Genomic DNA, 23,588 nt, shown 5'->3' on the forward strand with positions numbered 1-23,588 from the left:
CGGGAGCACGGTCTTTACCCCCCGTCGGCCACGGTGCGACGGTGTGACGGACGCCTCGCACGACCCGCGCCGCACGGACCACTCCGACCACACGATGACACGGACGACGAAGGGCGGTACGCCATGGCAGGCGCACACTGCGGAGCCCGCACCGCGGCCGGGGCCGCCGCGGACGCACCGGCGGCCCCGGCCCGGGCCGCCGCGGGGGCCCAACGGGACTGCCCCGGCGCCCCGTTGGGCCCGCGTCCCGCCGGGTGGCGGCGCGGCGGCGCCCCGCCACCGGCCCGCGACCGGCGACGGGGCGGGGGCGCGTGATGGAGCTGCGGGCCGGGCAGGTCGCGGTGGTCACCGGTGCGACGGGCGACCTCGGCCGGGCCCTGGCCCGGCGGCTCGCGGTGGAGGGCCTGCGGGTCGTCCTCGCCGACACCGAGGAGGAGCCGCTGCGCGCCCTCGCCGACGAACTGATCGCGGGCGGCGCCGAACTGCTGGCGCGCACCGTGGACGTCGGCGAGCGGGCGGAGGTCGAGGCGCTGGCCGGCGCCGCCTACGACACCTTCGGCGCCGTCCATGTGCTGTGCAACAACGCCGGGACGGGGTGCGGGGCCGCGGGGCCGCTGTGCGCGCACGATCCCGCCGACTGGCGGCGGTCGTTCGAGGCGAACGTCCTGGGCGTGCTGCACGGCGTCCGGTGCTTCCTGCCCCGGATGGTGGCGTCCGGGGAGCCCGGCCACGTCGTCAACTCGGCCGCCGCGGACGGCGGGTGCGTGCCCCCGGGTGCCGCCTCCGTGCCCGCCGCCACCGGGGTGGCGGTGGTGGCCCTGACCGAGACCCTGCGCGCCCAACTGGCGGCCGCGGGCGCCCCCGTAGGGGCCTCGGTGCTCGTCCCCGGACCGTACGCGCGTGACGGGGCCGGGCCACCGGTGCCGCCCGCCGCGGTCGCGGAGGTTGCCGGGCGGGTCGTGGACGGCATCCGGGGCGGCCGTTTCTGGATGGTGCCGCCGGGCGCGCGCACCGAGGCGGAGTGAGGGACCGCGGACGACCGACGCCTCTGGGGCTACCGACGGTACGCCCAGGCGGGAAGCTGACGCCAGGTCTTACATACTTCTGAGTAACTACCTCTAGCGGTACGCCCGGTGGCGCACTTATGGTGCGGGGCATGCCGCACCTGCCCGATGTCGTGTTGTGGTCCGTACCGGCCTTCGTCGTGCTCACCGTCGTGGAGATGGTGAGCTACCGCCTGCACCCCGACGACGACGCCGAGGGGTACGAGGCGAAGGACGCGGCCACCAGCGTCACCATGGGGCTGGGCAGCCTGGTCTTCGACGCGCTGTGGAAGATACCGATCGTGGCGATCTACGCGGCCGTCTACGAGTTGACCCCGCTGCGCATCCCCGTCACGTGGTGGACGCTGCTCCTGATGCTGCTGGTGCAGGACTTCTTCTACTACTGGTCGCACCGCGGCCACCACGTCATCCGCGTGCTGTGGGCCTGCCACGTGGTCCACCACTCCAGCCGGCGGTTCAACTTCACCACCGCGCTGCGGCAGCCGTGGACGACCTGGACGGTCTGGCCGTTCTACGTGCCGATGGTCGCGTGCGGCGTGCACCCCGCCGTGATCGCCTTCACCTCCGGCGCCAACCTCGTCTACCAGTTCTGGGTGCACACCGAGCGGATCGGCACCCTGCCCCGGCCGGTCGAGTTCGTCTTCAACACGCCCTCGCACCACCGCGTCCACCACGCCTCCCAAGGCGGCTATCTGGACCGCAACTTCGGCGGGATCCTGATCATCTGGGACCGGATGTTCGGCTCGTTCGTCCCCGAGACCGAGCGGCCGGTGTACGGGCTCACCAAGGACATCAACACCTTCAACCCGCTGCGGGTCGCCACCCACGAGTACGCCGCCATCGCCCGCGACGTCCGGGCCGCGGACGGCTGGGGCGAGCGCGCCGGGCGGGTGTTCCGCGGGCCGGGCTGGCAGCCGGCCCGGGTCCGCGCCGCGGCGGCGGCCGAGGCCGAGAGCGCGGCAGGGCGCGCGGCGCAGCCCGCGGTGGGGGAGCCCGCCGCATGAGACCTCTCGCGCCCCGGCCGCGCGCCGCCCGGGTCCTGCTGGCCGTCTTCGCCGTCCTGGCCGTCTGCCACCTCGTCGCCCTGGTGGTGCGCGCCGCCGCCCCAAGTGGCGCCGGCCCCGCGGGACTTGCGGACACCCTCGTCCACCTCACCAAGCCGGCCCTGATGCCGCTGCTGGCCGCGCACGTCCTCACCCGCGGCGGGCCGCCGCTGCTGGCCGGGGCGCTGCTGTTCGGCTGCGGCGGTGACACCCTGCTCCAACTCGACGGCGGCACCGCGTTCCTGGTCGGCATGGGCTCGTTCGCGCTCGGCCACGTCTGCTATCTGGTGCTGTTCGCCCGGCACGGCGGGCCGGTCAGCACCCGCCGGTCGCGCAGCGCCACGGTCGCCGGGCTGTACGCGGCCGCGCTGGTCGCCACCACGGTGCTGCTGTGGCCGGACCTGCCGGCCGATCTGCGGGTCCCGGTGGCCGGCTACAGCCTGCTGCTGACCGCGATGGCGTTCGGCGCGCTCCGGGCGGGCCGCCGGGCCGCCGCCGGCGGGCTGCTCTTCCTGCTCTCCGATTCCCTGCTCGCCGGCGGCCTCGCCCACTGGCCCCAGCTTCCCGTCCCGCAGTTCTGGGTCATGCTCACCTACGCGGCCGCCCAATGCGCCCTGGCCGTCGGGGTGTTGGCGGCGGCGGCCGGACCGGCCGACCCGGCGCCCGCGGAGTCGCGCGCCCCGGTGGACCGGCTCGCCGCCGCCCTGGGGCGCGCGGGGTAACGGGTGGTGGCGGGCCGGGCCCGCCACCACCCAGGACGCGCGTCTACCGCGCCGCGTTCACCGCGTCCAACGGGCTCACTCCGTCACCGCGTTCAGCGCATCGACGATCCCGTAGCCGAAGTGGCTGTTGACGTACCGGGTGCCGGTGCAGGTGGTGTCGCCCGTCGGGCACCCGGGGTTGTCGGCCTGCTGCTTGAGCAGCCACTGGATCTCCTGCGGGCTCGCCTTCGGGTGGGTGCTCTTCAGGAGCGCCGCGACGCCGGCGACGTGCGGGGAGGCCATCGAGGTGCCGGCGTAGAAGGCCCAGTCGCCGCCGGGGATGGTGGACAGCACATTGCCGTTCTTGGCGGGCAGTTCGGGCACCTGCTGGGTGTCGCCGCCCGGTGCCGCCACGTCGATCCGCCCGAGGCCGTAGTTGGAGTAGCCGGACTTGAGCCGGTGCGAACCGGTCGCCGCGACGGTCACCGTCCCCGGGAGTTGGGCCGGCACGTCCCAGCACCGCGTGGGGTTGACGGTGCGGTTGACCGGTGTGGAGTCGTTGGGGCTGCCGGTGTCGGCGAGCTTGTCGGCCGCGAGGTCGGCGTTGGCGTTGCCCGCCGCCGCGACGTTGACCACGCCCCGGTCCTGCGCGTACTTCGCGGCCCGGCCGACCGCGTCAACGATGGCGGCCTGATCGGCGTCGTCCTTGCAGTTGAACATCCACGGGTCCACGTAATAGCTGTTGTTGGTGACCTGGACGTGGTGGTCGGCGGCGAAGACGAAGGCGCACACCACGTTCTCCGCGTAGAACAGACCGGTCCCCGGCTCGCTGACCTTGATGGCGGAGACCTTCACGCCGGGCGCGACGCCGGTCACCCCCACGCCGTTCCGGGCCGCGGCGATGGTGCCCGCCACGTGCGTGCCGTGGGCGCCGGTGACCGGGTCGTAGGGCCGCCAGGCGCCCGGGGAGGTGTCCGGCACCCCGCCGACGCAGTTGGCGGACTGCCGGGCCGAGAAGTTCGGCCTGAGATCGGGGTGGGTGTCGTCCACGCCGGTGTCGATGACCGCGACGGTCACCTTGCGGCTGCCGGGGTTCACCTTCGCCGCCCGGTCGGCCCGGATCGCGCGGATGTCCCACTGGAGCGGCTCCAGCGGCTCCTCGCCGGTGGCCCGCGCGGTGCGCTCGGCCGCCGCGAGTTGGGCCTTGGTGATCCGCTGCGGCCTACCGACGTCGTCGGTGCCGGACTGCTTGAGCGGCGCGGTGCGGGTCGCGCCGGCCGACTGCACCCCCGGCACCGCGCGGATGCCGGCGGCGAACCGGGGATCGGCCGCATGCGCGACGATCACGCCGATCCGCTCGTGGGCGGTGACCACCGTGCCGCCGGCCCGGCCTATCGCCCGCTCGACCTTGGCGACGGTGGCGTGGCCGGGGACGGTGTTGACCACGTACGACAGCAGCGGGCCGCTGGCCCGGGGCGTCGCGCCGGCCGCGCTCGGCAGGAAGCCGAGGGAGGCGGTCAGCGCCAGCCCGAGCGGTACGGCCAGGGCCCGCAGGCGTCTGTTCCGGGGACGTGCAAGGGGTCGTGCCATGGGTACTCCACCTCATCCGTCGGACCGCCCGCACGCGGGGCGCGTACGGGCGGATACATGACAGGCGAAGCTAGCGGCGCGCGCCGGTGCGCGGCAATGGAACGCGGAACAAACCCGCGGAGGCGGCGAATTGACGCCTAGTCAGTTGTCGGCGGCCGCGGCAGGGAACGGGGGCGGGGGCCGCCGGCCGCGCCGTCGCGGGTGCGCAGCGTGCCCATGCTCAGCGGCGGCAGCGGGATCCGCGGGCCGTACCAGCGCCGGGCGTCCGCCCCCGGACGCGGCCGCGAGGAGGCGGCGGCGATCGGCGCGGCCAGCCGGACGCTGCCGTACGGGCGCCGGCGGGGGGCGTACGGCGGCGGGTCCTGCGGCGGCGGGGGCGTCATGACCGGCCCAACGAAGCGCCGTCGGCGCGGTGGCGGCCGGTGCGCCCATTCCCCCGATTTCTTCGGGAATTCAACCATCCACCGTCTGTCGCGCCGCGCCCACCGGCCCTACGATGCGTGATCTACATCACTTATTCGGGCCTTATTGTCGGCCCCGTACCAGCTCATCGAGCGTCAGGAGACTTGAGTGATCACCGCACCCCACGCCGACCGGGGGCCGCACGACCCGCCCGACTACCCACAGGTGCAGTCGAGCCCGGAGTTCGCCGAACTCCGCCGCGCACACCGCTCGTTCGCCTTCCCGCTCACCGCCGCCTTCGTCCTCTGGTACCTCGCCTACGTGCTGCTGTCGAGCTACGCCGGCGGCTTCATGGCCACCAAGGTCGCGGGCCACCTCAACGTCGCCCTCGTGCTCGGCCTCGCCCAGTTCGCCACCACCTTCCTGATCGCCTGGTGGTACTCCCGGCACGCCGCCGCCCGCCTGGACCCCCGGGCCGCGGCCCTCAAGGCCCACCTGGAAGGCCCCACCACGCCGGCCGCCGCCCCGCAGGACGCCGCTCCGGAGGACGGCCCCGGCCCGACCGGCGTACAGGAGGCCGGCGCATGACCCTCACCTCTCACCTGGCCGCCGGTGGCGCCGGCGAGCACCGCACCCTGATCGTCACCCTCTTCGCGGTCTTCGTCGCCGCCACCCTCGGCATCACCGTCTGGGCCGGCCGGCAGACCAAGGGGGCGGAGGACTTCTACGCCGGCGGGCGGCAGTTCAGCGGCTTCCAGAACGGCCTGGCCATCTCGGGCGACTACATGTCCGCGGCGTCCTTCCTGGGCATCGCCGGCGCCATCGCCCTCTTCGGCTACGACGGCTTCCTGTACTCCATCGGCTTCCTCGTCGCCTGGCTCGTCGCGCTCCTCCTGGTCGCCGAACCGCTGCGCAACTCCGGCCGGTTCACCATGGGCGACGTGCTCGCCTACCGGATGCGCCAACGCCCGGTACGGACCGCCGCCGGCACCTCCACCATCGTCGTCTCGATCTTCTACCTGCTGGCCCAAATGGCCGGCGCCGGCGCCCTGGTGACCCTGCTCCTGGGCATCACCAGCGAGGCCGGCAAGATCCTCGTCGTCGTCCTGGTCGGCATCGTGATGATCCTCTACGTCACCATCGGCGGCATGAAGGGCACCACCTGGGTCCAGATGGTCAAGGCCGTCCTGCTGATCGCCGGCACCCTGCTGATCACCTTCCTGGTGGCCTGGAAGTTCCACTTCAACCCCTCCGCGCTGCTCGGCGCCGCCGCCGAGAACAGCGGCAAGGGCGCCGCCTTCCTGGAGCCCGGCCTGAAATACGGGGCCACCGCCACCTCGAAGATCGACTTCATCTCCCTCGGCCTCGCCCTCGTCCTGGGCACCGCGGGCCTGCCGCACATCCTCATCCGCTTCTACACCGTGCCCACCGCCAAGGCCGCCCGGACATCGGTGAATTGGGCGATCGGCATCATCGGCGTCTTCTACCTGATGACGCTGGCGCTCGGCTTCGGCGCCGCGGCCCTGATCAAGCCCGGCACCCTCATCGCCTCCAACAAGGCGGGCAACACCGCGGCCCCGCTGCTCGCCCAGGAGATCGGCGGCGGCGCGGGCTCCACCGGCGGCGCCGTGCTGCTCGCCGTGATCTCCGCGGTCGCCTTCGCCACCATCCTCGCGGTGGTCGCCGGCCTCACCCTCGCCTCGTCCTCCTCCTTCGCCCACGACCTCTACGTCAACGTCCTGCGCAAGGGGGCCGCCACCGAGAAGGAGGAGGTCCGCGCGGCCCGTTGGGCCACCGTCGGCATCGGCGCGGTCGCCATCGTCCTCGGCGTCTTCGCCCGCAGCCTGAACGTCGCCGGCCTGGTGGCGCTCGCCTTCGCCGTCGCCGCCTCCGCCAACCTCCCCACCCTCCTCTACAGCCTCTTCTGGAAGCGCTTCACCACCCAGGGCGCCCTGTGGTCCGTCTACGGCGGCCTGCTCTCCTCCGTCCTCCTCGTGCTGTTCTCGCCCGTCGTCTCCGGCAAGGAGACCTCGATGTTCCCCGGCGCCGACTTCGCGCTCTTCCCCCTGGAGAACCCGGGCCTGATCTCCATCCCGCTCGGCTTCCTCCTGGGCTGGCTCGGCTCCCTGCTCTCCAAGGAGGCGCCGGACGCCGCCAAGTACGCCGAACTGGAGGTCCGTTCCCTGACCGGCAGCGGCGCCCATTGAGCCACCCCCGGGCCGCCTGAGTCGTCTCTACAGCCCCCGGGCGGGGTGCCGTCGTAGTTCTCTACGACCGCACCCCGCCCACCTCGTGCTTCTCACGCCTCCTCACTGTCGGACCCATCGCGTAGGCTCGAAGACGCAATCGATCGACGCACCGATCCACACTCTCGGGGAGGGGGCCCAGTGCTCATCGACACGTACGGCCGCGTGGCCACCGACCTGCGGGTTTCGCTCACGGACCGGTGCAATCTGCGCTGCACCTACTGCATGCCCGAAGAGGGCCTTGCCTGGCTGGCCAAGCCCGATCTGCTGACCGACGACGAGATCGTCCGCCTGATCGAGATCGCCGTCCGCGACCTCGGCATCACCGAGGTCCGCTTCACCGGCGGCGAGCCGCTGCTCCGCCCCGGCCTGGTCGGCATCGTCGAGCGCGCCGCCGCGCTCACCCCCCGCCCCCAGCTCTCGCTGACCACCAACGGCATCGGCCTGGCCCGCACCGCCCCCGCCCTGCGCGCCGCCGGCCTGGACCGCGTCAACGTCTCCCTCGACACCCTCCGGTCCGACGTCTTCACCGCCCTCACCCGCCGCAAGCGGCACGCCGACGTCCTCGCGGGCCTGGAAGCCGCCCGCGCCGCCGGCCTCACCCCCGTCAAGGTCAACACCGTCCTGATGCCCGGCCTCAACGACGACGAGGCCCCCGACCTCCTGGCCTGGGCCATCGAGGAGGGCTACGAGCTGCGCTTCATCGAGCAGATGCCGCTGGACGCCCAGCACGGCTGGAAGCGTGACGGCATGATCACCGCCGGCGACATCCTCGCCTCGCTGCGCACCCGCTTCACCCTCACCGCCGAGGGCCAGGACGAGCGCGGCTCCGCCCCCGCCGAGCGCTGGGTCGTCGACGGCGGCCCGCACCGCGTCGGCGTCATCGCCTCGGTCACCCGCCCGTTCTGCCGCGCCTGCGACCGCACCCGGCTCACCGCCGACGGCCAGATCCGCACCTGTCTGTTCGCCACCGAGGAGACGGACCTGAGGGCCGCGCTGCGCTCCGGCGCCCCCGACGCCGAGATAGCCCGGATCTGGAAGCTGGCCATGTGGGGCAAGAAGGCCGGCTCCGGCCTCGACGACCCCACCTTCCTTCAGCCCGAGCGCCCCATGTCAGCCATCGGAGGCTGACCGCTCCCGCTCCCAATCCGCCAGCGCCACCACGTCCTTGAGGAACCCGCGCACGGCGAGGAACTGCGACAGATGCTCCCGGTGCGCGTCGCACGCCAACCACGTCTTGCGCCGGTCCGGCGTGTGCAGCTTGGGGTTGTTCCAGGCCACCACCCACACCGCATCGGCGCGGCAGCCCTTGGCCGAACAGATGGTGACATTCTCGGAAGCGTTCGGGGAGTTCACGCCTCAACCCTACGTCCCGCACCGCGCGGCCCTCACGCGCCGGCGCCTGGTGCAGACATGACGACGCCGGGCAGCCACGGGGGGAGCCGCCCGGCGTCGATCGGTCGCTCCGACGGGGGATGCGGAGCGCGTACGCAGTATGTCACGGGGGATGGCGCCCGGTGCACCGGAACCGCGTGATTGATCTGAGCTTTTCTTGAGCTTTGCGGAGCGACCGTCCGCTGCAAAGCCTCAGTCGCGCTCGCCGCGCGACTGCGTCGACTCCGCCGTCGGCCGTTCCGCAACGGATTCCGTGTCGCCCGAATCCAGCATCTTCCGCACGGGTTTGACGAACGTGGAGGGCAGCGAAGGGACGTTCTCCCGGCCGGCGTTGGCGATGACGACGGCGATGTACGGCAGCCCCATGCCGATCACCAACGTTGCGATGGCAATCGGACGTTCGATGTTCCACAGCACGGCGGTGAGCACCACCGCCACGGTCCGCACCGCCATCGAGATCACATACCGTCGCTGACGGCCCCGCACGTCCTCGGTGAGCCCCTGCCGGGCCCCCGTGATCCGGAAGGTTTCGACGCCGCCGTTCTGCTTCCGCATCACGTTCCACCACCTGCTCGGTCCTGCCGGATTCTCCCCGCATTCCGGTCAGTTCCCACGGTACGCCGGCCCATTCCGCCCTACGAGGCCGGGTCGTGCCGATGGCGTACGGGGTGTCCGACAGATGCGGTAGGGCGGACACCCCGCGCCGGCGGCCGTGCGCGGCCGGTGACTAACGGCCGGTGATCTGGGCCAGTTTGCGGCCGGCCTTGAGGTAGGCGACGCCCGCCGGGTCGGTCACCTTCTCCGCCAGCACCTCGGCCAGCGGCCGCACCGCGTCGGCCTCCGCCAGCACCACCGTCGACTGGCCGTCCGCGCCCTCGACCACCAGCCGCAGCGCGTTCTGCTTCGCCAGCCGCCGCGCCGCCGAGGCGCTCGGGGTGAACTCCAGCACCGTCGTCAGCACCGCCGCGACGGTCTGCGCACCGTGCTCACCGGCGTCCACCGACGGCAGCGACTCCACGTCCGCGAACGACTTCTTGGAGAACTGCGCCACGAAGCCGGCCCGGGCGGTCATCGCCGCGTCCAGCCCGTACAGCGCCGTCACGACCTCGCCCGCCAGGATCTTCTTGAGGTCCATCGGGTGCACCGACCGCTTCGCGACCCGGCCCAGCACGAGCGCGATCTCGTCGTCGGTCCACTCGGTCCACGCCTTGAGGTACGGCTCCATCAGCCGGTCCGGCACCGACATGATCTTGCCGAACACGTCGTCGGCGGGCGCGCTCAACCCGACGTAATTCCCCTTGGACTTGGACATCTTGGCGCCTGTGCCGTCCGTGCCCTCGATCAGCGGCATGGTCACCACGAGCTGCGGCCGCTGCCCGCGCAGCTCCATCAGCTTGCGCCCCATCTGGAGGTTGAGGAGCTGGTCGGAGCCGCCCAGCTCCACGTCACAGGCGAGCGCCACCGAGTCCAGGCCCTGCGCGACCGGGTAGAGCAGCTCGGTCATGGTCAGCCCGGAACCGGCCGCGAGCCGGTTGCGGAAGTCCTCGCGCTGGAGCAACTGCGCGGCCGGCACCTGCGCGAGCAGCCCCAGCAGCTCCGGGAAGGTGTACGGCGCCAGCCACTCGCTGTTCTGCCGGAAGCTGACCTTCTCGAAGTCGAAGAACGGGCGGACCTGCTGGCGGTAGGTGGCGAGGTTGTGCGCGATGTCCTCGTCGGTCAGCGGCGGCCGCTCGGCCGTCCGGCCCGACGGGTCGCCGATCTTGGCAGTGAAGTCGCCGATGATCAGGGTGACCTCGTGGCCTAGCCGCTGGAAGCGGCTGAGGATGATCAGCGGCACCGCGTGCCCGAGGTGCACATCGGTGGCCGTCGGGTCGATGCCCAGCTTGACGTGCAGCCCCTTGCCCGCCGCCCGGCGCTCCTCGATCCGCTCGGCCAGCTTCGCGACGCCCGGCAGCACCTCGACCGTGCGGGAGGCGATCAGCTCGGCCTGCTCCTTCGGCGACAGGTCCGTCAGGTCCAGATAGCGCCGCTCACCGGTCTCCTGGAGCAGCTCCCGGACGGTGTCGTCCGAGGAGAGGTCGGTGGAGAGCAGTGTGCTGGCGCGGGCGACGGATTCGCCGAGGCGTGTCATGGCGTCCCTGATCAATCGTGGTTCCCAAACGGGAGGACAGGGCGACAGTCTATTAGGCCGGTCCCCGGAGGTCGTCGGGATATCCGCCGGCCCGACCGCCCGGGCCGCCGCCCCGCCCCCGCAAGCCGGGGGCCGGTGCGGCGCCCCGCTCACACGCCCCGGCTGACCGAGCTCATGTTGAAGTCCGGCACCCGCAGCGGTGGCATCGCGGTCCGCGGGAAGGAGTCCCCCCACTCGCGCGACAGCGTCCGCTCGGTCCGGCCCGCCGCCACCGCCCGGCCCAGCAGGTCCACCGGCGACTCGTTGAACCGGAAGTTGTTGACCGCGCCGACCACCTCGCCGCCCTCGACGAGATAGACCCCGTCCCGGGTCAGCCCGGTCAGCAGCAGCGTCGCCGGATCGACCTCGCGGATGTACCACAGGCAGGTGAGCAGCAGCGTCGGCCCGTCATGGCCGGCGGCGGCCACCATCGCGTCGAGGGAGTCCGAACTCCCGCCCTCCAACAGGAGGTTGTCGACCGCCGGCGCCACCGGCAGGCCGGTGAGCGCGGCGCCGTGCCGGGTGGCCACCAGGCGGTCCAGCACGCCCCCGCGCACCCAGTCGGTGGCGGTCAGCGGCAGCCCGTTGTCGAAGACCGAGGCGTCGGTGCCGGAGGCGTGGGTCAGCACGAACGGCGCGCACTGAAGCCCGGGGGCCGCGGGGTCGCTGCGCAGCGTCAGCGACAGGTCGCTGAGCCGCTCACCGACCCGGGTCCGCGCCGGGCCGCCCGCCCTGGAGAAGACCGTGCGGCCCTCGGCGGTGTCCCGGGCGGTGGCCGACCACTGCTGGTAGATCAGCAGGTCCGCGACGGCGGCGGGCGGCAGCAGGGTGTCGTAGCGGCCGGCCGGCAGGTCGATCCGGCGCTCCGCCCAGCCCAGCCGGCGGGCCAGCTCGGCGTCCAGGTGCCGCGGATCGGTGTCGGTGAAGTCCCGGGTGGACCGGCCGGCCCAGGCCGAGCGGGTGCCGTCCGCGGACCGGGCGTTGAGCTCCAGCGTCCCGGTGGGCTGGTCGTGCCGCAGCCGCAGCCCGGTGGAGGTGCCCAAGTACGAGGAGACGACGGTGTGTTGGGCGAAGCCGTACAGGGCGCGGCCGCCCGCCCGGGCCTGCCGGAAGGACTCCCCGAGGGCCGGGGCGAACGCGTCGAAGACGCCCGGGGAGGTCTCGGCGGGGGCGTCGGCGAAGCCCGCGCCGGCGCCCGCCGGGCCCTCGGTGACCAGCGGCCCCGCGTCCTCGGCCGGACCGGCGTCCGCGGCCGCCGCCTCCGCCGCCCGCACCAGCGGCTCCAGCTCCCCCGCGGTCACCGCCGACCGCGAGACCACCCCGGACGCGGTCCCCTGGGCGCCGTCCACCGTCGCCACCACCGTGACCGTCCGGCCGCGGGTGGTGCCGTTGGTGGTGAGCGCGCTGCCCGCCCAGCGCAGATGGGCGTCGGAGCGCTCCTCGACGAGGACCACGAGGCCGTCGGCGCGGGACAGCGCCAGGGCCCGTTCGACGATCTCGTGCGGCCGGTTGCCGCGCCTGGCCCGCTGACTCATCGCCCTGCCTCCTGCGTGGTGTTGAGGACCTGCACGCCTTCGAAGACCGCCGCCGGGCAGCCGTGGGAGACCGCCGCGATCTGGCCCGGCTGGGCCTTGCCGCAGTTGAAGGCGCCGCCCAGGACATAGGTCTGTGGGCCGCCGAGCGCGGTCAACGACCCCCAGAAGTCGGTGGTGGTGGCCTGATAGGCGACGTCGCGCAGTTGACCGGCCAGGCGCCCGTTGCGGATCAGGAACGCCCGCTGCTGGGTGAACTGGAAGTTGTAGCGCTGCATGTCGATGGACCACGAGCGGTCGCCTACGAGGTAGATGCCGCGCTCCACCCCGGAGATCAACCCCTCCGTCGACGGGCCGTCCAGCGCAGGACGGAGCGAGACGTTGGCCATCCGCTGGACCGGCACATGGCCGGGGGAGTCCGCGAACGCACAGCCGTTGGAGCGCGCGAGCCCGGCCAACTTCGCCGTCCTGCGGTCGAGTTGGTAGCCGGTCAGGATCCCGTCCGTGACCAGGTCCCAGGACTGGGCGGCCACCCCCTCGTCGTCGTAGCCGACGGTGGCCAGGCCGTGCTCCGTGATCCGGTCGCCGGCCACGTTCATCAGCGGCGAGCCGTAGACCAGCGAGCCGAGCCGGTCGAAGGTGGCGAACGAGGTGCCGGCGTAGGCCGCCTCGTAGCCCAGCGCGCGGTCCAGTTCGGTGGCGTGCCCGACCGACTCGTGGATCGTCAACCAGAGGTTGGACGGGTCGATGACCAGGTCGTAGGCGCCGGGCTCGACGCTCGGCGCGCGCAGCTTGCCGGCCAAGTGCTCCGGGAGCGCGGCGAGTTCGCCGTCCCAGTCGTGGCCTTCGGTCAGGTACTCCCAGCCCCGGCCGACCGGTGGCGCGAGGGTCCGCATCGACTCGAAGTCGCCGGTGGCCGGGTCCACCGCGACCGCGGTCAGCTCCGGGTGGAGCCGGATCCGCTGCTGGGTGGTGCTGGTGCCGGCGGTGTCGGCGTAGAACTTGTTCTCCTGGGCGGCCAGGAGGTGCGCGTCGACGTGCGCCACCCCGGGGGCGGCCAGCAATCGGGCGCTCCACTCGGCCAGCAGCCCGGTCTTCTCGGCATCCGGGACGTCGAAGGGGCTGACCTCGTACGAGGACACCCAGGTGCGGTCCCGGTAGACGGGCTCGTCGGCCAGCTCCACCCGCTCCCCGGCGCCCGCGGCCCGCGCCACCTTGGCGGACAGCCGCGCCATCGCCACCGCCTGGCCGGCGACCCGGGCCGCGGCGTCCATGGTCAGGTCCACGCCGGAGGCGAAGCCCCAGGCGCCGTTGTGCACCACCCGCACCGCGTAGCCGAGGTCGGTGGTGTCGGCGGTGGCCGACGTTCGGGCGTCGCGCAACTGCCACAGCGCGCTGCGGACCCGTTCCAGGCGAAAGTCGGCGTGCTCCGCGCCGAGCGCGCGGGCCCGCGCCAGGGCGGCATCGGCCAGCGCGTGCAACGGCAGCGCGCGGAAGGTCTCATCGAGTTCATGGGGTGCGGCGGGCACGGCATCCTCCCGTAGTTCGGCGGGAGCATCATCCCCTGCTTCTGTGGAGACCCGACAGTGACCGGGGCGCGCCCCTGTCCGGGCTCGATTCTCCGGAAGGGGCCCCTGACCGATAGTTTCGTACCGAACGCAAGACGAACGGGACACGGAAAGGGTGATCTCTTGAGCCGCTCGGTTCTGGTCACCGGAGGCAATCGCGGCATCGGCTTGGCCATCGCCCGCGCCTTCGCCGAGGCAGGCGACAAGGTCGCCATCACCTACCGCTCGGGCGAGCCCCCGGCGGGTTTTTTGGCCGTGAAGTGCGACATCACGGACGCCGAGCAGGTCGAGCAGGCGTACAAGGAGATCGAGGAGAAGCAGGGTCCGGTCGAGGTGCTGGTGGCCAACGCCGGCATCACCCGCGACCAGTTGCTGATGCGGATGTCCGAGGAGGACTTCAGCGCCGTCCTCGACACCAACCTGACCGGCACGTTCCGGGTGGTCAAGCGCGCCAACCGCGCGATGCTGCGGGCCCGCAAGGGGCGGATCGTCCTGATCTCGTCGGTGGTCGGCCTGATGGGCGCGGCGGGGCAGGCCAACTACGCCGCCTCCAAGGCCGCGCTGGTCGGCTTCTCCCGTTCGCTCGCGCGTGAGCTGGGCAGCCGCAACATCACGGTCAACGTCGTCGCGCCCGGTTTCGTCGACACCGACATGACCCGGGTGCTCAGCGACGAGCAGCGGGAGAGCATCGTGAAGCAGGTGCCGCTGGCGCGTTACGCGCAGCCCGAGGAGGTCGCCGCCTCCGTCCGCTTCCTGGCCTCCGACGAGGCCGCGTACATCACCGGAGCCGTCATTCCCGTCGACGGCGGATTGGGCATGGGGCACTGAGCACGATGACGAACACCAGCGGAATCCTTGCCGGCAAGCGCATCCTGATCACGGGCGTGCTGATGGAGTCCTCGATCGCCTTCCACGCGGCCAAGGTCGCGCAGGAGCAGGGCGCCGAGGTCATCCTGACCGCCTTCCCGCGGCCGACGCTCACCGAGCGCATCGCCAAGAAGCTGCCGAAGCCGGCCAAGGTCGTCGAGCTCGACGTGACCAACCAGGAGCACCTGGACCGCCTGGAGGGCGTGGTCCGCGAGGAGCTCGGTGGCCTGGACGGCATCGTCCACTCCATCGGCTTCGCCCCGCAGGACGCGCTCGGCGGCAACTTCCTCAACACGCCCTTCGAGTCGGTCGCCACGGCCATGCACGTCTCGGCGTTCTCCCTGAAGTCGCTGACCATGGCCTGCCTGCCGCTGATGCCGGACGAGGGCGGCTCGGTGGTCGGCCTGACCTTCGACGCCCAGTTCGCCTGGCCGCAGTACGACTGGATGGGCCCGGCCAAGGCCGCCCTGGAGGCCACCAACCGCTACATGGCGCGGGACCTCGGCAAGCGGAACATCCGCTGCAACCTCATCTCGGCCGGCCCGATCGGCTCGATGGCCGCCAAGTCCATCCCGGGCTTCTCGGACCTGGCCGACGTGTGGAACACCCGCTCCCCGCTGGAGTGGGACATGGCCGACCCGGAGCCCGCGGGCCGCGGCATCGTCGCCCTGCTGTCGGACTTCTTCCCGAAGACCACCGGCGAGATCATCCACGTCGACGGCGGCGTGCACATGATGGGCGCCTGACGCCCGCCGCGACACCCGTCGCACTTCCCCAACTGCCCGTCCCGGTACGCCCGGGGCGGGCAGTTGCGCGTTGCGGTGGTGCGTTCCGGCCATCTGTTGCGGCTGCGCGTTGCGGCTCTGCGTGGTGGCTCGGCACCGCGGTGGCGTGGTTCCGGGCGGGTGCCGGTCTGCGTTTCCCGGGCGGGCGTGCCCGCCTGCTCCGCCCGGCCGGGAGCACCCGCCCGCGTTGCCGGCCGAGAACGCACGTCGCTCCGCCGCACCGGGAACATCCGCTCACCCGCGGCCCGTTGTGGCCCCGCAGGGGGCGTTCATGTCCCCTACGGGACGTGTTCGACCGCCCCTACGGGCCCCGCCCCGGGTCGGCACCCGTAGGAGTGGGCGCCCGCCTCGGCCGCGGCCCGCTCGCCGTCGCCCGCGCGGATCGCCGCCACCAGTCGCGCGTGGTCCATCCGCGCCTCGGGGCGCAGCTCCTCGCCGACGTCGGCGCGCAGGAACTCCCGCAGCACACCGCCGAGATCGGCGTAGATCTCGGCCAGCACGTCGTTGTGGGAGGCCGCCACCACCGCCATGTGCAGCGTCGCGTCGGCCTCCACGAACGCCGCGGCGGCGCCCGACTCCCAGGCCCGCTCGCGGCGTTCCAGCAGCGCGTCGAGCTGGCGCAGGTCCTGCTCGGTGCGGCGGTGCGCGGCGAGCCGGGCGGCCTCGGTCTCCAGGGCGGAGCGCAGTTCGGCGACGTGCCGGGGGTCGGCGTCGGCGAACCTGCGGTGCATCACCCCGGCCAGCTCACTGGTCGCGACGACGTAGGTGCCCGAACCCTGCCGGATGTCGAGCAGGCCGTTGTGCGCCAGTGCCCGGACGGCCTCGCGGACGGTGTTGCGGGCCACCCCGAGCTGCTCGACCAGTTCCGGCTCGGTCGGGATGCGGGACCCCACGGGCCAGTCGCCGGACGTGATCTGGGCGCGCAGTTGCGCGATCACCTGGTCCGCCAGCGCGGACCGGCGGGGCGAGGTCAGGGGCATGGCTGGGCTCCGGGGGGCTGGGGCCGGTCGGCCGGGCGGACGGCGGCGGCGCGGACACGGGCCGGCCGGCGGGGTCCGCGGCGCCGTGGAGGTGAGCCGAGGCTACCGACAATGACTGGACAACTATTCATCCCATGATTCTATGATGGCCGCTATGTCAGACGACGACCTCGCGATCCTCGGCCCGGCCGCCGGACCCACGACCTCCCCCGCCCCGTCCGGGGCAGGGCCCACCACGGGCGCCGCCCCCGAGCCCGTGCCGGAGCCGGGGCCGGCCGCCCGTTGGCTGCCGCGGATCGTGGTCGCCGGACTGGTGCTCGCCGCGCTCAACCTCCGCCCGGCCATCACCAGCCTCGGTGCGCTGCTGAAGGAGGTCCGCGAGGGGCTCGGCATGAGCGGTACGGTCGCCGGCCTGCTGACGTCCGTACCGGCGCTGTGCTTCGCCGTCTTCGGCTTCGCCGCGCCCCGGTTGGCCCGGCGGTGGGGGCCGGGCGCGGTGGTCTGCGCCGGCATGGTCGCGATCACGGTGGGCGTCGTGGCGCGCCCGTATGCCGGCGGTACGCCCGGGTTCCTGGCCGGCAGCGCGCTGGCCCTGGCCGGCATCGCGGTCAGCAACGTCCTGCTGCCGGTGATCATCAAGACCTGGTTCCCCGACCGGGTCGGCCCGATGACCGGGGTCTACTCCATGGCACTGGCCCTGGGGACCTCGCTCGCCGCTGCGCTCACCGTCCCCATGACGGCCGCGCTGGGCGGTAGTTGGCGCTCCGGCCTGACGGTGTGGGCGCTGCTCGCCGTGCTCGCGGTGCTGCCGTGGCTGGTGGTGCTCCGGTGGCGTCCGGCCGCCGCCGCGCCCACACCGGGAAGCGGCGCGCCGGCGGCTGCGGAAACCCCCATACGCATCACCGCGTCGCCGACCGCCTGGGCGCTGGCCGTCTTCTTCGGCCTCCAGGCGACGGCCGCCTACATCACCATGGGGTGGATGCCGCAGATCTTCCGCGACGCCGGGGTCTCGGCGGGCACCGCGGGGGTGTTGCTGGCCGTCACCATGGCGGTCGGCGTCCCGCTCTCCTTCGTCCTGCCGCGGCTGGCGTCCCGGATGCGGCACCAGGGGCCGCTGGTGGTCGTCCTCGGCGTCTGCGGACTGGCCGGGTACACGGGGCTGTGGCTGGCGCCGGCCGCCGGTGCCTGGGGCTGGGCCCTGCTGATGGGCATCTCCAACTGCGCCTTCCCGCTGGCCCTGACGATGATCGGGATGCGCTCCGCCAGCCCGGCCGGGGTGGTCAAGCTGTCCGCCTTCGCGCAGAGCGTGGGGTATCTGATCTCCATCCCCGGGCCGTTGCTGGTCGGCACGCTCTACCAGCACAGCGGTGGTTGGGGGTTGCCGATCGCGCTGATGATCGGGCTGATGGTGCCGCAGATCGCGGTGGGCGTGCTGGCGGGCCGCAACCGCCGCATCGAGGACGAGCGCTGAGGACCGCTGACGGGGGCGGGCGGATGGCCATCGGCCGCCGCCCGCGGCGTCGTTCCGGCGCCCCGCGCACCCCGACGCGAGCCCTGGGCGGAGCGGTGCCGGGGGCGGGTGCGACACTGGGCGCATGCCAGTCCTCGAACCGAATCCGCAGGGCAGCCAGAAGAAGCTGCTGCAAGTCCTGGGCCTGATGCTCGGGGTGACCGCCGTCGTCGCCATCATCGCCAGCATCGCCGCGCGATGAGGGGTGACCCGGTCCCCGGGGTGGGGTTGTCCCCCCATCCCCTAGGGGGCCGGTGTCAGGGGTGAATGGGTGGCTTCCCGGATAGGAACGGCCGCCGGGAGTCCGTAGCGTCACCGTCACACCGCGGAACGGCGGTGGGTGCCCCGCGGCCCCGCGGGCGCACGAGCCCTTGAGTGACCTTCCGGAGCCTGCCATGTCCACCGCGTTCAGCCGTCCGTCCGCAGCGCAGGGCACCCGCCTGCGGAAGGCGCTGCCGTGGTGGGGAGTGGCGCTGCCGGTGCTCTCGTTCATAGCCCTGCTGCTGCTCGTCGCCAATCCCGGTGCGGCGAGCGCGGCCGGCGCGGAGCGGGCCTCGCAGACCCTCGGGCCGCTGCTGGAATTCGTCGCCAGGGTGCTGCGGCTCGGGGGGTGAGCGGGGCTCCCTCCGGGGTGCCGACGACGACGCCCGGGGCACATCACCCGCCCGAGCGGAGCGCCCCAACACCCCGCGCCGGGTGGCGGGTTTCATGCGAAGCTGGGACGCATGAGCGTCGATACACCCCGCCGGATTGTCCTGCTCCGACACGCCAAGGCCGAATGGTCGAACGACAGTGACCACGAGCGTCCGCTCGCCGAACGCGGCCGCAAGGACGCCCCGGTCGCCGGCCGCTGGCTGGCCGGCGCCGGAGTCGCCCCCGCCCTGACTCTCTGCTCGACGGCCGCCCGCACCCGAGAGACCTGGAAGCTGGTCGTCTCCGAGCTTCCGCACCGCCCCAAGACCGTCTACGACGAGCGGCTGTACGAGGCGTCCCTCGGCGAGCTCATCGCGATCCTGAACGAGACCTCCGACGAGGTGGACGACCTGCTGGTCGTCGGGCACAACCCCGGGGTGCACGCCCTCGCCGACGCGCTGGCCGGCGAGGCCGAGGGGGATCTGCTGGCCCGGATGAACCGCAGCGGCTTCCCGACGTCGGCGATGGCGGTACTGACCTTCAACGGCAGTTGGAAGGCGGTCGAGCACGGCATCGGCCGGCTGGTCGCGTTCTGGTCGCCGCACGCCTGAGGCCGCCCCGCGCCCCCGGGACGACGTCCCGCCCGACCCCCACCGCCCGGCGCGACGGCCCCGTTCCCGCACGACCAGCGGCCCACGGCGGCCCAGTTGAGCGTCGAGACGTAACGGCCCCGAAGCGCACGATGCGCCTCGGGGCCTCTTCCGCGTCCGGGCCGGGTCCGGGCCCGATCCCTCACTCCGCGTGGGTGTTCGCCGCCTCCACCTCTTCGCGGGTGATCCCCAACAGATAGAGCACGGTGTCCAGGAACGGCACGTTCACCGCGGTGTGCGCGGCCTCGCGGACCACCGGCTTGGCGTTGAAGGCGACGCCCAGCCCCGCCGTGTTGAGCATGTCCAGGTCGTTGGCGCCGTCGCCGATCGCGACGGTCTGCATCAGCGGCACCCCGGCCTCGTGCGCGAACCGCCGCAGCAGCCGCGCCTTGCCGGCCCGGTCCACGATGTCCCCGACGACCCGCCCGGTCAGCTTGCCGTCGACGATCTCCAGGGTGTTGGCGGCGGCGAAGTCCAGCCCCAGCTCCTCCTGGAGCGCGTCGGTGACCTGGGTGAAACCGCCCGAGACCACGCCGACTTGGTAGCCGAGCCGCTTCAGCGTGCGGACCAGGGTGCGCGCGCCCGGCGTCAGCCGCACCTCCTTGCGGACGAGGTCCACCACGGACGCGTCCAGCCCGCCCAGCAGCTCGACCCGGGCGTGCAGCGACCGCTCGAAGTCCAGCTCCCCGCGCATCGCGGCGGCGGTCACCTCGGCGACCTCGGCCTCGCACCCGGCGTGCGCCGCGAAGAGCTCGATCACCTCGTCCTGGATGAGGGTGGAGTCGACGTCCATGACCACCAGCCGCTGCGCCCGCCGCTGGAGCCCGGCCGCGACCACCGCGACGTCCACCCCCAACTGCGCCGCCTCCGGCGCCAGCACGCTGCGCAGCGCCTCGGTCTCCGCGCCCGAGACCGCGAACTCGACGGCCGTCACCGGGTACTTGGCGAGTCGGAAGATGCGGTCGATGTTGCCCCCGGTGGCCGTTATGGCGGAGGCGATGGCGGCCGTCGACTCCGCGGTGAGCGGGTGGCCCAGCACGGTGACGTGGGAGCGGCCCAGGCCGCGCGGGCGGTTGTCGCCGCGGCCGGAGATGATCTCGGCCTGGAGGTTCAGGGACTCGGCCCAGCTGTGGACGGTGGCCCGGAGGTCGCCCTCGGAGGCGCCGCTGCCGCCCCGGTCGGGGGAGGGGGCGGTGACCAGCACGCACAGGGTGATGCGCCCTCGGGTCACCACCTGTTCGATGTCCACGACGTCGACGGAGTAGGCGGCCAGGGTGTCGAAGAGGCCCGCGGTGATACCGGGCCGGTCCTTCCCGAAGATCTTGACGAGGAGTGTCGGTACGTCTTCGCCTGGTCCGGCGGCGGCAGGCGGGGTCTGCGATGCGCTCATGGTGCCCTTACGGTATCCGGCGGCCGGCCGGGGCCGTACGGGTGTCCGGGGTTCGGACCCGCGGCGTCACAGGGTCACCGACCCGCCACCGAAGCGGTCGGGCGCCCGGTCCGCGGGGGCCGGGGCGATCGTTATGGACTCGTGTCCGCGCCCGCCCGGTTGCACCGGTCCGAGGGACCGCGCTGGCACTCCAACTCCCCTTTTGGTATGGCGTTTTCGCGGCCAGGGGAGCCGTCCGGGGCCGCCCCGGTGCATCGAATGCCCCGAATTCCCGGCATTGTGGGCTCCAGCGGGCTATTCCGGCTCTCCGGGAGGGTTCGCCGGATGCCGGCAGAAGTGCTCCGCCCCCGCTCCCGTCCCGGTTTCCCGTCCGCCGGCCGAGCCTGAAATAGTTCCTCACGATGTTTCGCCATCCCTAGACTTCCCGCACAGGGCGTCACTCGGGGGACTATGTAATGGGGCATGGAGTGCCTGAACTCGTACTGGAATTGAACGGAAGGACCTGGACGCTCGACCCGTCCAGGTCCTACAGCGTGGGCCGTGATCCGCAGGGCGACATGGTGCTCGACGACGCCAGGGTCTCCTGGCGGCACGCCAGCCTCCGATGGTCCGGCCGTAGCTGGCTGATCGAAGACCACGACAGCACCAACGGCACCTACGTTCGGGGCCAGCGCATCCAGCAACTGGAGATCGGCCCGGGCGCCGCCGTCCACCTGGGCAACGCCACCGACGGCCCCCGGTTGACCCTGTCCGCCGCCGGGGTGTCGAACGACGCCCTCCAGACGCAGGCCATGACGACCACGCCGCACCAGGGCTGGCCGGTCCCGCCCGCGCAGCAGCCGCCCGCCCAACAGGGCTGGCAGGCGCCGCCGCAGGGCCACCAGCAGCCGTACGTCCCGCCGCAGCAGGCCCAGCAGCCGCAGCAGGGCGCGCCCCAACAGGCCGCGTCCGCCGGGGCGTCCGCGCCGCAGCAGCAGGCCCCGCAGGCCCAGGGCGGCGACCGCAGCCCGACCACCTTCCACCGCCTGGACACCGGCCGGGTGATGCGGATCGGTCGTGCGCTCGACAACGAGTTGGTCGTCTCCGACCTCCAGGTCTCCCGCCACCACGCGGAGTTCCGGGCCACGCCCGAGGGCCGGTTCGAGATCCGCGACCTCGGCAGCCACAACGGCACCTACGTCAACGGCCAGCCGGTCCCCAAGTCCGGCACCGCGCTGATCGGCCCGAACGACACCGTCGGCGTCGGCCACTCCACCTTCCGGCTGGTCGGGGACCGGCTGGAGGAGTTCGTCGACACCGGTGAGGTCTCCTTCTCGGCCCGCCACCTCACCGTCACCGTCGACGGCGGCAAGCAGATCCTCAAGGACGTCTCCTTCGGCGTCCCCGAGAAGTCCCTGGTCGCCGTCATCGGCCCGTCCGGCTCCGGCAAGTCGACGCTGCTCAAGGCGCTGACCGGCTACCGCCCCGCCAACGAGGGCGAGGTCCTCTACGACCACCGCAACCTCTACACGCACTTCGCCGAGCTGCGCCAGCGCATCGGCCTGGTCCCGCAGGACGACATCCTCCACAAGGAGTTGACCGTCCAGAAGGCCCTGCGCTACGCCGCCAAGCTGCGCTTCCCCGGCGACACCGCGGAGTCCGAGCGCGAGGCCCGGATCGACGAGGTGCTGCGCGAGCTCAAGCTGGACATCCACAAGGACAAGAAGGTCACCTCGCTCTCCGGCGGCCAGCGCAAGCGCGTCTCGGTCGCCCTGGAGCTGCTGACCAAGCCGTCGCTGATCTTCCTCGACGAGCCGACCTCCGGCCTCGACCCGGGCATGGACCGCGACGTCATGCAGTTGCTGCGCGGCCTGGCCGACGACGGCCGCACCGTCCTGGTCGTCACCCACTCGGTGGCCGAACTCGCGCTGTGCGACCGGCTGTTGGTGATGGCTCCGGGCGGTTCGGTGGCCTACTTCGGCCCGCCCCAGGAGGCGCTGAACTTCTTCCAGTACGGATCCTGGGCCGACGTCTTCTCGGCGTTCGAGAACTACCGCGACTACGACTGGGCCGGCCGCTGGCGCGGCTCCCCGCACTACCAGATGTACGCCGCCGACCTCGACGCCGCCCCGCCGCAGGCGGTCAGCGTCCAGGCCCCGCCGGCCCGCATACAGAAGTCCCAGAGCTGGGGCTCCCAACTGTGGACCCTGATGCGGCGCTACGTCTCCGTGCTCGCCTCCGACCGGGGCTTCCTCGCCCTGATGGTGCTGCTGCCGGCCGTCCTCGGCGTGGTCTCGCTGCTGATCCCCAGCGACTACGGCCTCGGCTACGGCCCCGAGAAGCAGCTCGGCATGCGCCCCAACCGCGATGCCAGCACCATCATGCTGATCCTCGCGGTCGGCATGTGCTTCTCCGGCGCCGCCAACTCGGTCCGCGAACTGATCAAGGAGCGGGTCATCTACGAGCGCGAACGGGCCACCGGCCTGTCGCGGTCGGCGTACCTGATGTCCAAGGTCATCGTGCTCGGTGTGGTCACCGCCATCCAGGGCGTGATCCTCGCGGCCATCGGCTTCTCCGTGCGGACCATGCCGTCCCAGGGCCTGATCGTGCCGAAGATGCCGGCGATCGAGATGACCGTCGCGATCATCGCCCTCGGCTTCACCTCGATGATGGTCGGCCTGATCATCTCCGCGCTGGTCAAGACCGCCGAGAAGACCATGCCGCTGCTGGTCATGTTCGCCATCGTCCAGGTCGTCTTCACCGGCGTGCTCTTCCAACTCTTCAACACCGTCGGCGTCTCCCAGCTCTCCTGGCTGATGCCCTCACGCTGGGGCGTCTCCGCGATGGGCGCGACCGCCGACATGAACACGCTGCTGCCCTGGGAGGTCGGCCACCCCGACCCGCTGTGGAAGCACCAGACCGGCGTCTACGTGATGGACGTGGTCATCCTGCTCGCCCTGGGCGTCGGGCTCGCCTTCGTCGTCGCGCGGCTGCTGCGCCGCCACGAGCCGGAGGTCATGCGCAAGTAGCGCCGGCACGCGCCAACGTCAAGGGGCGGCACCCGAGTTCGGGTGCCGCCCCTT

At 72.7% G+C, this 23,588-nt stretch carries 22 protein-coding genes; 13 read left to right on the top strand and 9 right to left on the bottom strand.

Annotated features, from left to right (window positions below; translation table 11 throughout):
* Window positions 1–314: 314 nt before the first annotated feature.
* The 3 genes from PV796_RS29025 to PV796_RS29035 all read left to right on the top strand — a co-directional run bounded on the left by PV796_RS29025 (window position 315) and on the right by PV796_RS29035 (window position 2,829).
* Window positions 315–1,025: an SDR family NAD(P)-dependent oxidoreductase gene (locus PV796_RS29025; protein ID WP_274919287.1), complete on the top strand. Its 711-nt coding sequence runs from the start codon at window positions 315–317 to the stop codon at window positions 1,023–1,025.
* A gap of 131 nt (window positions 1,026–1,156) precedes the next feature.
* A complete protein-coding gene (locus PV796_RS29030; RefSeq protein ID WP_274916396.1) occupies window positions 1,157–2,068 on the top strand; it encodes a sterol desaturase family protein in 912 nt (303 codons plus the stop codon).
* Window positions 2,065–2,829 carry a lysoplasmalogenase gene (locus PV796_RS29035; protein ID WP_274916398.1) on the top strand — a complete coding sequence of 255 codons (765 nt, stop codon included), beginning with the start codon at window positions 2,065–2,067 and terminating at the stop codon, window positions 2,827–2,829. The genes PV796_RS29030 and PV796_RS29035 overlap by 4 nt, the downstream gene beginning before the upstream one ends.
* Before the next feature lie 75 nt (window positions 2,830–2,904).
* On the opposite strand, the gene PV796_RS29040 is transcribed toward PV796_RS29035, so the two are convergent.
* On the bottom strand, window positions 2,905–4,398 hold the full coding sequence (locus tag PV796_RS29040) for a S8 family serine peptidase (protein ID WP_274916400.1): 1,494 nt from the start codon (window positions 4,396–4,398) through the stop codon (window positions 2,905–2,907).
* Window positions 4,399–4,535: 137 nt separating this feature from the next.
* The gene (locus PV796_RS29045) at window positions 4,536–4,781 is read right to left on the bottom strand and encodes a hypothetical protein (protein ID WP_274916401.1); all 246 of its coding nucleotides are present in this window, start codon (window positions 4,779–4,781) and stop codon (window positions 4,536–4,538) included.
* 187 nt (window positions 4,782–4,968) lie between these two features.
* Between PV796_RS29045 and PV796_RS29050 the strand changes: the two genes are divergently transcribed.
* From PV796_RS29050 to moaA, 3 genes are all read left to right on the top strand, one after another.
* Window positions 4,969–5,388 carry a DUF485 domain-containing protein gene (locus PV796_RS29050; RefSeq protein ID WP_446750635.1) on the top strand — a complete coding sequence of 140 codons (420 nt, stop codon included), beginning with the start codon at window positions 4,969–4,971 and terminating at the stop codon, window positions 5,386–5,388.
* A complete protein-coding gene (locus tag PV796_RS29055; protein WP_274916403.1) occupies window positions 5,385–7,007 on the top strand; it encodes a solute symporter family protein in 1,623 nt (540 codons plus the stop codon). The genes PV796_RS29050 and PV796_RS29055 overlap by 4 nt, the downstream gene beginning before the upstream one ends.
* Before the next feature lie 180 nt (window positions 7,008–7,187).
* The gene (gene moaA / locus PV796_RS29060; protein ID WP_274916404.1) at window positions 7,188–8,177 is read left to right on the top strand and encodes a GTP 3',8-cyclase MoaA; all 990 of its coding nucleotides are present in this window, start codon (window positions 7,188–7,190) and stop codon (window positions 8,175–8,177) included.
* Here the strand turns inward: moaA and PV796_RS29065 are convergent.
* The 5 genes from PV796_RS29065 to PV796_RS29085 form a co-directional block, all read right to left on the bottom strand.
* Window positions 8,160–8,402, bottom strand: coding sequence for a hypothetical protein (locus tag PV796_RS29065; protein ID WP_274916405.1), 243 nt, complete (start codon window positions 8,400–8,402; stop codon window positions 8,160–8,162). The two genes, moaA and PV796_RS29065, sit on opposite strands and share 18 nt — an antisense overlap.
* A gap of 231 nt (window positions 8,403–8,633) precedes the next feature.
* The gene (locus PV796_RS29070; protein ID WP_274916406.1) at window positions 8,634–8,996 is read right to left on the bottom strand and encodes a DUF3099 domain-containing protein; all 363 of its coding nucleotides are present in this window, start codon (window positions 8,994–8,996) and stop codon (window positions 8,634–8,636) included.
* 172 nt (window positions 8,997–9,168) lie between these two features.
* The gene (gene tyrS, locus PV796_RS29075; RefSeq protein ID WP_274916407.1) at window positions 9,169–10,572 is read right to left on the bottom strand and encodes a tyrosine--tRNA ligase; all 1,404 of its coding nucleotides are present in this window, start codon (window positions 10,570–10,572) and stop codon (window positions 9,169–9,171) included.
* A gap of 149 nt (window positions 10,573–10,721) precedes the next feature.
* Window positions 10,722–12,146: a metallopeptidase TldD-related protein gene (locus PV796_RS29080; RefSeq protein WP_274916409.1), complete on the bottom strand. Its 1,425-nt coding sequence runs from the start codon at window positions 12,144–12,146 to the stop codon at window positions 10,722–10,724.
* Window positions 12,143–13,672 (bottom strand): TldD/PmbA family protein, encoded by a 1,530-nt coding sequence (locus PV796_RS29085; RefSeq protein WP_274916410.1) that lies wholly within the window; start codon window positions 13,670–13,672, stop codon window positions 12,143–12,145. The genes PV796_RS29080 and PV796_RS29085 overlap by 4 nt, the downstream gene beginning before the upstream one ends.
* Window positions 13,673–13,834: 162 nt before the next feature.
* Between PV796_RS29085 and fabG the strand changes: the two genes are divergently transcribed.
* Complete coding sequence (fabG, locus tag PV796_RS29090) at window positions 13,835–14,539, top strand: 3-oxoacyl-[acyl-carrier-protein] reductase (protein WP_274916411.1); 705 nt, start codon at window positions 13,835–13,837, stop codon at window positions 14,537–14,539.
* A 5-nt stretch (window positions 14,540–14,544) separates the two neighbouring features.
* The gene (gene fabI / locus PV796_RS29095; RefSeq protein WP_274916413.1) at window positions 14,545–15,324 is read left to right on the top strand and encodes an enoyl-ACP reductase FabI; all 780 of its coding nucleotides are present in this window, start codon (window positions 14,545–14,547) and stop codon (window positions 15,322–15,324) included.
* A 317-nt stretch (window positions 15,325–15,641) separates the two neighbouring features.
* Here the strand turns inward: fabI and PV796_RS29100 are convergent, their stop codons facing one another.
* Complete coding sequence (locus tag PV796_RS29100) at window positions 15,642–16,343, bottom strand: FadR/GntR family transcriptional regulator (protein ID WP_274916415.1); 702 nt, start codon at window positions 16,341–16,343, stop codon at window positions 15,642–15,644.
* Between the two features lie 154 nt (window positions 16,344–16,497).
* Between PV796_RS29100 and PV796_RS29105 the strand changes: the two genes are divergently transcribed.
* From PV796_RS29105 to PV796_RS29120, 4 genes are all read left to right on the top strand, one after another.
* Entirely contained in the window at window positions 16,498–17,814 is a 1,317-nt protein-coding gene (locus PV796_RS29105; RefSeq protein WP_274916416.1) for a CynX/NimT family MFS transporter, read from the top strand.
* Window positions 17,815–17,938: 124 nt separating this feature from the next.
* Complete coding sequence (locus PV796_RS29110) at window positions 17,939–18,055, top strand: SGM_5486 family transporter-associated protein (protein WP_274916418.1); 117 nt, start codon at window positions 17,939–17,941, stop codon at window positions 18,053–18,055.
* 193 nt (window positions 18,056–18,248) lie between these two features.
* Window positions 18,249–18,467: a hypothetical protein gene (locus PV796_RS29115; RefSeq protein ID WP_274916419.1), complete on the top strand. Its 219-nt coding sequence runs from the start codon at window positions 18,249–18,251 to the stop codon at window positions 18,465–18,467.
* 111 nt (window positions 18,468–18,578) lie between these two features.
* Window positions 18,579–19,097: a SixA phosphatase family protein gene (locus tag PV796_RS29120; RefSeq protein WP_274916422.1), complete on the top strand. Its 519-nt coding sequence runs from the start codon at window positions 18,579–18,581 to the stop codon at window positions 19,095–19,097.
* A 181-nt stretch (window positions 19,098–19,278) separates the two neighbouring features.
* Here the strand turns inward: PV796_RS29120 and serB are convergent, their stop codons facing one another.
* The gene (serB, locus tag PV796_RS29125; protein ID WP_274916423.1) at window positions 19,279–20,526 is read right to left on the bottom strand and encodes a phosphoserine phosphatase SerB; all 1,248 of its coding nucleotides are present in this window, start codon (window positions 20,524–20,526) and stop codon (window positions 19,279–19,281) included.
* 455 nt (window positions 20,527–20,981) lie between these two features.
* Between serB and PV796_RS29130 the strand changes: the two genes are divergently transcribed.
* Window positions 20,982–23,534 (top strand): ABC transporter ATP-binding protein/permease, encoded by a 2,553-nt coding sequence (locus PV796_RS29130; protein WP_274916424.1) that lies wholly within the window; start codon window positions 20,982–20,984, stop codon window positions 23,532–23,534.
* The last annotated feature ends 54 nt before the right edge of the window (window positions 23,535–23,588 follow it).

It is taken from the genome of Streptomyces sp. WZ-12 (assembly GCF_028898845.1).
In the GTDB taxonomy this organism is placed as follows: domain Bacteria; phylum Actinomycetota; class Actinomycetes; order Streptomycetales; family Streptomycetaceae; genus Streptomyces.